Here is an 8,584-nt window from a genome sequence, read left to right as displayed (position 1 = left end):
TAGTGAATCTTGTGGCTTCCTTGAGGTCTTTTATGGATGTTTTCACCGAGTCTCATCGGTCACATAGCTCGCTATGCTCCCTCTTCGACTCGTAAAAACACCTCATAAAATCCTCTCAATGAACCTCACAATTAAATTTAAACAGTTTCTTAGAGGGCGGTTCTTGGTGTGGCGGGAGGCCGGTCTTGTTGCGCTGATGTGACCGATTTCGGTTGCGCGGGTGTGAGTGCGGTCGGATTTCGCGAGGTCCGGCGGCGTCAGCGCCGTGGAGAGTTAGTAAAAATGTCGATATTTGTCAAGGCGGCAATAATCTTCGGTGGTAAAATATGGGGAATTCGCATGATATTTTGTAATTTTGCAACTCATTTTTCACCCTTGACAGATGATGACCCTCGAAGAGATAAGAAACACCATAGCTCCCGAACTTGAAGCGCTCGCCCGGCGTATCGACAGTGCGCTCGGCTCGGGCAATCAGCTGATGAACAGTGTTGTGGAGGGCTATTTGAAGTCGAAGGGCAAGATGATACGTCCGATACTGGTGATACTGACCGCGAAGATGCTCGGGGAGGTCAACGACCGTGTGATGGCCGGCGCTGCCGCCGTGGAGCTGCTCCACAACGCATCGCTGCTCCACGACGATGTGATCGACGAGTCGAAGATGCGCCGCGGTCGGCCAACCGTCAACAGTCGGTGGGACAATCACATAGCGGTGCTGGTTGGTGATTTTTTCGTCAGCTCCTCGCTGCAGCAGGCCTTGTCGACCGAGGATATCCGCGTGGTCAGCTCTATAGCGAGTCTTGGCCGTCTGCTTTCGCTCGGAGAGATCGACCAGATATACAACGCACGCTATCATTGTCTTGACGAGTCGGCCTATCTTGAAGTGATCCGCCGCAAGACGGCCTCGCTGTTTGTGTCGTGTGTGGAGATCGGAGGCTATGCCGTCGGGGCGAGCGAAGAGCAGCTTGCGCCGATGCGTCGCTATGCCGAGCTTCTCGGTCTCTGTTTTCAGATCAGGGATGATATATTTGACTATTCGGACGACGCTGCGACCATAGGTAAGCCTGTGGGCAATGATCTGCGCGAAGGCAAGGTGACGCTGCCGTTGCTGTCGGCGCTCAACCGCACGGATCTCGCCGAAGCGGCGTCGATGCGTGAACTTGTGGGCAAGGATGAACTTTCTGACGACGAGATAGCCGTGCTTATCGACTTCGCCCGCCGTGGCGGAGGCATAGACTACGCCTACGCACGGATGGAGGAGCTGGCATCGGAGGGTATCGCCGAGCTTGAGCGGGTGGCATCGCCGTCGGGCAAAGCAGCCGAGGCTCTTGCCGACATATTCCGCTACATCATAGAGCGCGACCGGTGAACCGGATCATTCCATGTAGCCGGATGCGGTACGGAGTGGAGAATATAGTGTTTTTTGCGGAACAACCTACCCCGCCCGGTCGTTTTTATAGCAGGTTCATACCACAGACATTCATCCTATAGCCTATCACGCGATACTCAAAAGGGCGTACAGCCTCGTTGAGGGCGGATGCAGGATTATTATCACGATCAAACTATTGTTTATGGATCATCTTCAACAGATAGCGCAGCGGCTCAAAGGTCTGCGCGAGGCAATGGACGTAACCGTCGAGGCCATGGCCGAGATGTGTGAGGTGGACACCGCCACCTACGCCATGATGGAGCGCGGCGAGCATGATATAGCCATGAGCACGCTGCAGCGCATAGCCACGAAGTGTGGCGTGGAGCTTCCGGCGCTTCTCTTCGGCGACGAGCCTCGCATGAGCAGCTATTTCATCACCCGCCGCGGACAGGGCGCGCTTGTGGAGCGGTCGAGCGCCTACAGCTACCGATCGCTTGCCGCCGGCTTTGCCGGCCGGAGGGCTGATCCGTTTATCGTCACTGTGCATCCTCTTGCCGCAGGCGCGCCGCTTCCGGCTGAGACCACCCATGCCGGACAGGAGTTCAATATTGTGCTCGAGGGCTCGATGGAGCTTCATATCGGCGGCCGAATAGCCGAGCTCGCCACCGGCGACAGCATATATTTCAACGCCGAACTGGGTCACCGCGTGGTGGCCACCGGAGGCAAGCCAGTGAAATTTCTCGCAATAATATTCTGACGCAAAATCTCACATCATCATGATAGAACGTTTCACAAAACGTAGCCGCTTCACGTCGCAGCAGGATTTTATCGATAATTTCAGTATCGACATACCCGACCACTTCAATTTCGCTTACGATGTGGTCGACGCATGGGCCGCCGAGCAGCCCGACAAGCGCGCTCTGCTCTGGACCAACGACAAGGGGCATGAACGGTCGTACACGTTTGCCGAGATAAAGGATCTGACCGACCGCACCGCTTCGTTTTTCAGCAGTCTCGGCATAGGGCGCGGCGACATGGTGATGCTCATACTCCGCCGGCGTGTGGAGTTCTGGCTGTCGATCATAGCTCTCCACAAGATCGGCGCCGTCGCGATTCCGGCCACTCATCTGCTGACGGCCGGCGACATAGTGTATCGCTGCAACGCCGCCACTATAAAGGCGATAGTGTGTGTGGGCGACAGCAATGTGCTCCCTCATGTGGAGGCCGCCATGCCCGACTCTCCGTCGGTCGACACTCTGATAAGCGTGGGGCCTGAGGTGCCGGAGGGATTCCACAGTTTTGCCGACGGCATAGCCTCGGCAGGGGAGTGGAAGCGACCCGAACCGAAGAACGACAACAGCGACACGATGCTGATGTATTTCACCTCCGGCACTACCGGAGAACCGAAGATGGTGGCTCACGACTTCACTTATCCGCTCGGGCATATAGCCACGGGTTCGCTGTGGCACGATCTCGGTCCGGACGACCTGCATCTGACGATAGCCGATACGGGCTGGGGCAAGGCCGTGTGGGGAAAGCTCTACGGACAGTGGATAGCCGGAGCGACGGTGTTTGTCTACGAACATGAGAAATTCACTCCGGCCGACATGCTCCGCATGATAGAGCGCCACCGCATCACCACCCTCTGCGCCCCTCCGACGATATTCCGCTTCCTCATTCGCGAGAATATGTCCGACTACGACCTGTCGTCGCTGCGCCACTGCACCATAGCGGGCGAGGCGCTCAATCCGGCGGTGTTCGATGCCTTTCTGAAACAGACAGGCATCAGGCTTATGGAGGGATTCGGCCAGACCGAAACCACCCTTACGATAGCCACTATGCCGTGGCTTGAGCCGAGGCCCGGAGCGATGGGTGTGCCCAATCCGTGCTATGACGTGAGACTTCTGCTTCCCGACGGCACTCCGGCCGAGGATGGCGAGCAGGGCGAGATCGTGGTGAAACTGCCGGAGGACGGAAGCCGTCCGGCCGGACTCTTCAAGGAGTATTACCGCGATCCGGAGCTGACGGCCTATGCCACCCGGGGAGGGTATTACCATACGGGCGATCTGGCGTGGCGCGACGAGGACGGCTATCTGTGGTATGTGGGTCGTGTGGACGATGTGATCAAAAGCTCCGGCTACCGCATCGGCCCGTTTGAGGTGGAGAGTGCCCTGATGACCCATCCGGCGGTGGTGGAGTGTGCCATAACCGGCGTGCCCGACGAGATACGTGGCCAGGTGGTGAAGGCTACCGTGGTGCTGGCGCCTGACTGGAAGCGCCGTGCGGGCGAGGAGCTTGTCAAGGAGCTTCAGCATCATGTCAAGCAGGCCACGGCTCCCTACAAGTATCCGCGTGTGATAGAATTTGTCGACGAGCTGCCCAAGACCATCTCCGGCAAGATCCGGCGTGTGGAGATACGCCGGCGCGACGCTTCTGGCGGGATGCCGGCGACGTAAAGATTCCCTTATTTGAGTTAAAAACGACAAATTACCTGAGGGGACTATGGATTTTATAGTAATTTTGCGATTGCCATGATAGAAGTGCAAGGTATCACCAAGAGTTTCGAAGGGCTTCAGGTGCTCAAAGGCGTAGACCTGCGGGTCGATGCCGGAGAGATCGTGTCGATAGTCGGGCCGAGCGGCGCCGGCAAGACAACGCTGCTTCAGATCATGGGCACTCTCGACCGTCCGGACAGCGGGCGGGTGAGTTTCGACGGCGAGGATCCTCTGTCGATGAATGCCTCGCGTCTGGCGCGGTTCCGCAACCGCAACGTGGGCTTCGTGTTTCAGTTCCATCAGCTGCTGCCTGAATTCACGTTGCTGGAGAATGTGGCCATGCCGGCTCTGATCGGCGGTCGCAAGCGCTCCGATGCTTTCGCAGCGGCTCGGCGTCTGGTGGACTATCTCGGCTTGTCGCAGCGCATGGATCATCGTCCTTCGGAATTGTCGGGGGGCGAACGCCAGCGGGCGGCGGTGGCCCGCGCTCTGGTCAACGATCCCATGGCCGTGCTCGCCGACGAGCCGTCGGGGAGTCTTGACTCGCGCAACCGCGCCGAGCTTCACCGGCTCTTCTTCGATCTGCGGCGCGACTTCGGGCAGACGTTTGTGATCGTCACCCACGACGAGAACCTTGCCGCCGACACCGACCGGCGCATCATGATGGCGGACGGTATGATAACATCCATAGAAACCAAATAAAAACACAGATAATAAACAATAAAAACACAGAAAAGAAACGTATGAAAAACTTCAAGCTCATGGCGATCGTCGCTCTGATAGCGATGTCGCTCGGACTGACAGCCTGCAATTCAGGCGGAGATGACGACAACAAGATGTACTACTCCAACGTGGTGACCTACGAGGGTAGCGCCGGCGGTATGATCACTTTCTCTTTCCAGGAGATGAACGACTCTCAGCCGATCACATTCCGTGCCCAGGGCTCTATGCCTGCCGATGTGCTCATAGGCCAGCGCGTGTATGTGTCGTTCACCACTCCGTCGACGGGACTGACCGAGGGTATGGTAGTCAGCCTGACCCAGTGCGCTTCCATTCCGAATGTGAAAGCATCGCTGACCGATCCCGTGCCTTCCAACTGGCAGGATATAAGCTCGATCTATCTGCAGACGATGTTCCGTAGCGGAAAGTGGATCAATATGGCCGCTCTGGTTCCCTACAACCTTGAGGCCCGTATCAATCCCAAGTTTGTGATCGATCCGGCTACCGTCAACAATGACTATCCCGAGGCCTACATGTATTTCGAGAATCTCGGCACCGGTGCCTCGACAGGCTCTGTAAACAGCGCTACCCTGATAGCCACCTACGACATATCAGAGGTTTGGAATCTTTCGACCTGCCTTGGTCTGAAGATACATATCAACAACACCAACAGCAGCGTCAACGGCGGCTCTTCGCAGGGCTGCGAGATAAGCGCCGACGGCAAACTATTCACCATCAAGAAGCAATGAGCGGCAACAACGACAATCCGACGGGGCCGCAGGAACTTAAGATTGATTTCCCGCCTGAGGTGGCCGACGGCCGCTATGCCAATCTGGCGATAGTGAGCCATGCTCCCAGCGAGTTCTTCATAGATTTCATATCGGTATCGCCCAATGTGCCTCAGGCGCGGGTTCAGAGCCGTATCATAATGGCTCCCGAACATGCCAAAGGGCTGCTCTTCGCCCTCAACGACGCTGTGCGCAAGTATGAGGCGACGTTCGGCGAGATCCGCCACAAGACGCCCAAGGGCAAGAACGGCGGCAGCGCTCCGACTGACGGCGGCATACCGAATCCATTCATTCCGGGAGGCATGGCTTGACCATGCCCCCCTCTCTCTTTTTTTTACATCCCGTAGTAACACCTCCCCTCCACGACATCATCATGAAGCAAAACAATCTGGCTCTCTACAACTCTCTGACGCGCTCCAAGCAGCTGTTTGTCCCGATACACCCCGGCAAGGTGGGCATGTATGTGTGTGGTCCGACGGTATATGGCGACGGCCATCTCGGCCATGCTCGCCCGGCGATCACTTTCGATGTTCTCTACCGTTATCTCACGCATCTGGGCTACAAGGTGCGCTATGTGCGCAACATCACCGATGTGGGTCATCTGGAACACGATGCCGACTCTGGCGAGGACAAGGTGGCCAAGAAGGCCCGTCTGGAGCAGCTTGAGCCGATGGAGGTGGTGCAGCACTATCTCAACCGCTACCACGATGCCATGGCGCGGCTCAATGTGCTTCCTCCCTCGATAGAGCCTCATGCCTCGGGTCATATAATAGAGCAGATCGACTACATCAAGAAGATACTTGAGAGCGGATATGCATATGAGAGCGAGGGATCGGTCTACTTCGACGTCCCGAAGTATAACCGCGATCATGCCTACGGCAAGCTTTCCGGCCGCAATATCGACGAGCTTCTCGCCACGACCCGCGAACTCGACGGGCAGCAGGAGAAGCGCAATCCGGCCGATTTCGCTCTGTGGAAGAAGGCAGCTCCGGAGCATATCATGCACTGGCCTTCGCCCTGGAGCGAGGGATTCCCGGGATGGCATCTGGAGTGCTCGGTGATGAGCGAGAAGTATCTCGGCGAGCCGTTCGACATACATGGCGGCGGCATGGATCTGAAATTTCCCCATCACGAGTGCGAGATAGCGCAGTCGGTGGCCCACAACGGTCACGACGCCGTGCGCTACTGGATGCACAACAATATGATCACCATCAACGGCCAGAAGATGGGCAAGTCGTTGGGTAATTTCATCACTCTTGACGAATTTTTCAGCGGCTCGCATCCGCTGCTTACGCAGGCCTATTCGCCGATGACCATACGCTTCTTCATACTTCAGGCCCACTACCGCGGCACTGTCGATTTCAGCAACGAGGCTCTGCAGGCGTCGGAGAAGGCTCTGCAGCGTATGCTCGAGGGTCGTCGACGTCTGGAACAGCTCAAGGCGTCGGACGAGTCGACGGTCGACGTGGCCGCAGTCGAATCACGCTGCTACGAAGCTCTCGACGATGATCTCAACACTCCGGTGGTGATTGCGGCTCTGTTTGATGCCTGCGGCATGATCAACCGTATCAACGACGGCCATGACAAGGCCACGCAGGCCGATATCGACGCTCTCCGCCGTCTGTTTGACACCTTCCTGGGCGATATACTCGGCGTGACCGACGAGCTTGGAGCTGCTTCGGCCGGAAGCGGCGCCCGTCTCAAGCCGTTTGAGGACGCGGTGGAGCTTCTGCTGCAGATACGCGCCGAGGCGAAGGCAAAGAAGGACTGGGCAACGAGCGATCTGATACGCGACCGCCTGAAGGAGATCGGATTCAATGTAAAGGATACCCGCGACGGCTGGGAGTGGAGTCTCGCGTGAGGATCGGAAAGATAACGTTTCAACAGACAGGTAAAAACATGTACGATATAAGCGATGCCATAAGATATGCGGGGGTCGACGACACGGGCCGCAAGATGTTTGAGAGCCAGTATCCGCTTCCGTCGGGGATGTCCTACAACAGTTATGTCGTGTCCGGATCGACCCACTCGGCGATACTCGACAGTGTCGACGCCGAATATGGCGACGAATGGCTCGACAATCTGACCGCCGCTCTCGAGGGTCGTCAGCCCGACTATCTGGTGATGCTCCATGCCGAGCCTGATCACTCGTCGAATATCGTCAGGGCGCTCGTGCGCTGGCCGGGAATGAAGATCGTGGCCGGGAAAGCGGCTCTGCAGATGTTGCCGCAGTTTTTCTCCGGTGTGGACTTCGCCGGGCGCCTAATGGAGGTGAAGGAGGGTGATGTGATAGATCTGGGCGACCACAGACTGCGGTTTTACGCTGCACCGATGGTCCACTGGCCTGAGGTGATGGTGGCGTTCGAGGAGTCGGAGAGTGTGCTGTTCTCGGCCGACGCTTTCGGACGTTTCGGCGCTGTCGGTCTCGGCGGCGGCTGGGACGACGAGGCGCGCCGCTATTATGCCAATATCGTGGGCAAGTACGGCAATCAGGTGCAGGCGCTTCTGCGCAAGCTCTCGCAGCTGACTGTCGACGTGATAGCTCCGCTTCACGGGCCGGTGCTGAAATCGGATCTCGGACACTATCTCGGTCTGTACGAGAAGTGGAGCCGCTATGAGGCTGAGCGCCGCGGCGTGCTCGTGGCCTACGCTTCGGTCTATGGCGGCACAGCCGATGCGGCTCTGGCGCTCGCAGGGATGCTTCGGGCTTCGGGTTGCGAGGTGGTGGCGGTGGATCTGGCGGCAACAGATGTGTCGGAGGCTGTCAGCCTGGCGTTCAAATATGATTCGATGGTGTTGTGTTCGGTGACTCTCGACGCCAACATGTTCCCGGCGATGCACCGTTTCCTGCATCATCTCCAGAGCAAGGGTCTGCGCGGGCGGCGTGTGGGTCTGGTGGAGAACGGTTCGTGGGCTCCGGTGGCGGCACGCAAGATGTCGGCCATGCTGTCGGCGATGAATGACATGACAGTCGTGGGCGAGCCGGTCACTATACGCAGTCGTCTCTCTGACGATTCGCTCCGTGCGCTCCGCGAGCTGGCTTCGCAGATCGACAGCTGAAAAGACAGGTGTAAGTCATATAGTGTCGGCTCCGTGGCATCCGCCGCGGGGCCGACGTGCGTCTGATAGGTGGCCTGGGCTGGCGCGGTGCGGCTGATCTCGCACGCTCAGCGGCTCGGCCGAATGGGGTGAACGCTCTGCCCCCCGGTCTACGC

8 protein-coding genes are annotated in these 8,584 nt (G+C 57.9%); all 8 read left to right on the top strand.

Going from position 1 to position 8,584, the window contains the following annotated elements; translation table 11 throughout:
- Positions 1–382: 382 nt before the first annotated feature.
- The 8 genes from C5O24_RS08935 (at position 383) to C5O24_RS08900 (ending at position 8,429) form a co-directional block, all read left to right on the top strand.
- A complete protein-coding gene (locus C5O24_RS08935) occupies positions 383–1,366 on the top strand; it encodes a polyprenyl synthetase family protein (RefSeq protein WP_107681724.1) in 984 nt (327 codons plus the stop codon).
- A gap of 202 nt (positions 1,367–1,568) precedes the next feature.
- A complete protein-coding gene (locus C5O24_RS08930; RefSeq protein ID WP_107036716.1) occupies positions 1,569–2,123 on the top strand; it encodes a helix-turn-helix domain-containing protein in 555 nt (184 codons plus the stop codon).
- A 19-nt stretch (positions 2,124–2,142) separates the two neighbouring features.
- Complete coding sequence (locus C5O24_RS08925) at positions 2,143–3,822, top strand: AMP-binding protein (RefSeq protein ID WP_107681723.1); 1,680 nt, start codon at positions 2,143–2,145, stop codon at positions 3,820–3,822.
- Between the two features lie 75 nt (positions 3,823–3,897).
- Entirely contained in the window at positions 3,898–4,563 is a 666-nt protein-coding gene (locus C5O24_RS08920) for an ABC transporter ATP-binding protein (RefSeq protein ID WP_107036714.1), read from the top strand.
- 41 nt (positions 4,564–4,604) lie between these two features.
- The gene (locus C5O24_RS08915; RefSeq protein WP_107036713.1) at positions 4,605–5,330 is read left to right on the top strand and encodes a hypothetical protein; all 726 of its coding nucleotides are present in this window, start codon (positions 4,605–4,607) and stop codon (positions 5,328–5,330) included.
- The gene (locus tag C5O24_RS08910) at positions 5,327–5,680 is read left to right on the top strand and encodes a DUF3467 domain-containing protein (protein ID WP_107036712.1); all 354 of its coding nucleotides are present in this window, start codon (positions 5,327–5,329) and stop codon (positions 5,678–5,680) included. Before C5O24_RS08915 ends, C5O24_RS08910 begins: the two co-directional genes overlap by 4 nt.
- 62 nt (positions 5,681–5,742) lie before the next feature.
- Positions 5,743–7,230, top strand: coding sequence for a cysteine--tRNA ligase (cysS, locus tag C5O24_RS08905; RefSeq protein WP_107036711.1), 1,488 nt, complete (start codon positions 5,743–5,745; stop codon positions 7,228–7,230).
- Positions 7,231–7,268: 38 nt separating this feature from the next.
- Positions 7,269–8,429, top strand: coding sequence for an FprA family A-type flavoprotein (locus tag C5O24_RS08900; protein WP_107681722.1), 1,161 nt, complete (start codon positions 7,269–7,271; stop codon positions 8,427–8,429).
- Positions 8,430–8,584 lie beyond the last annotated feature (155 nt).

This window comes from Paramuribaculum intestinale (assembly GCF_003024925.1).
GTDB lineage: Bacteria > Bacteroidota > Bacteroidia > Bacteroidales > Muribaculaceae > Paramuribaculum > Paramuribaculum intestinale.
The sequence above is the reverse complement of the archived record's forward strand: the minus strand, read 5'-3'. Positions and strand labels throughout refer to the sequence as shown.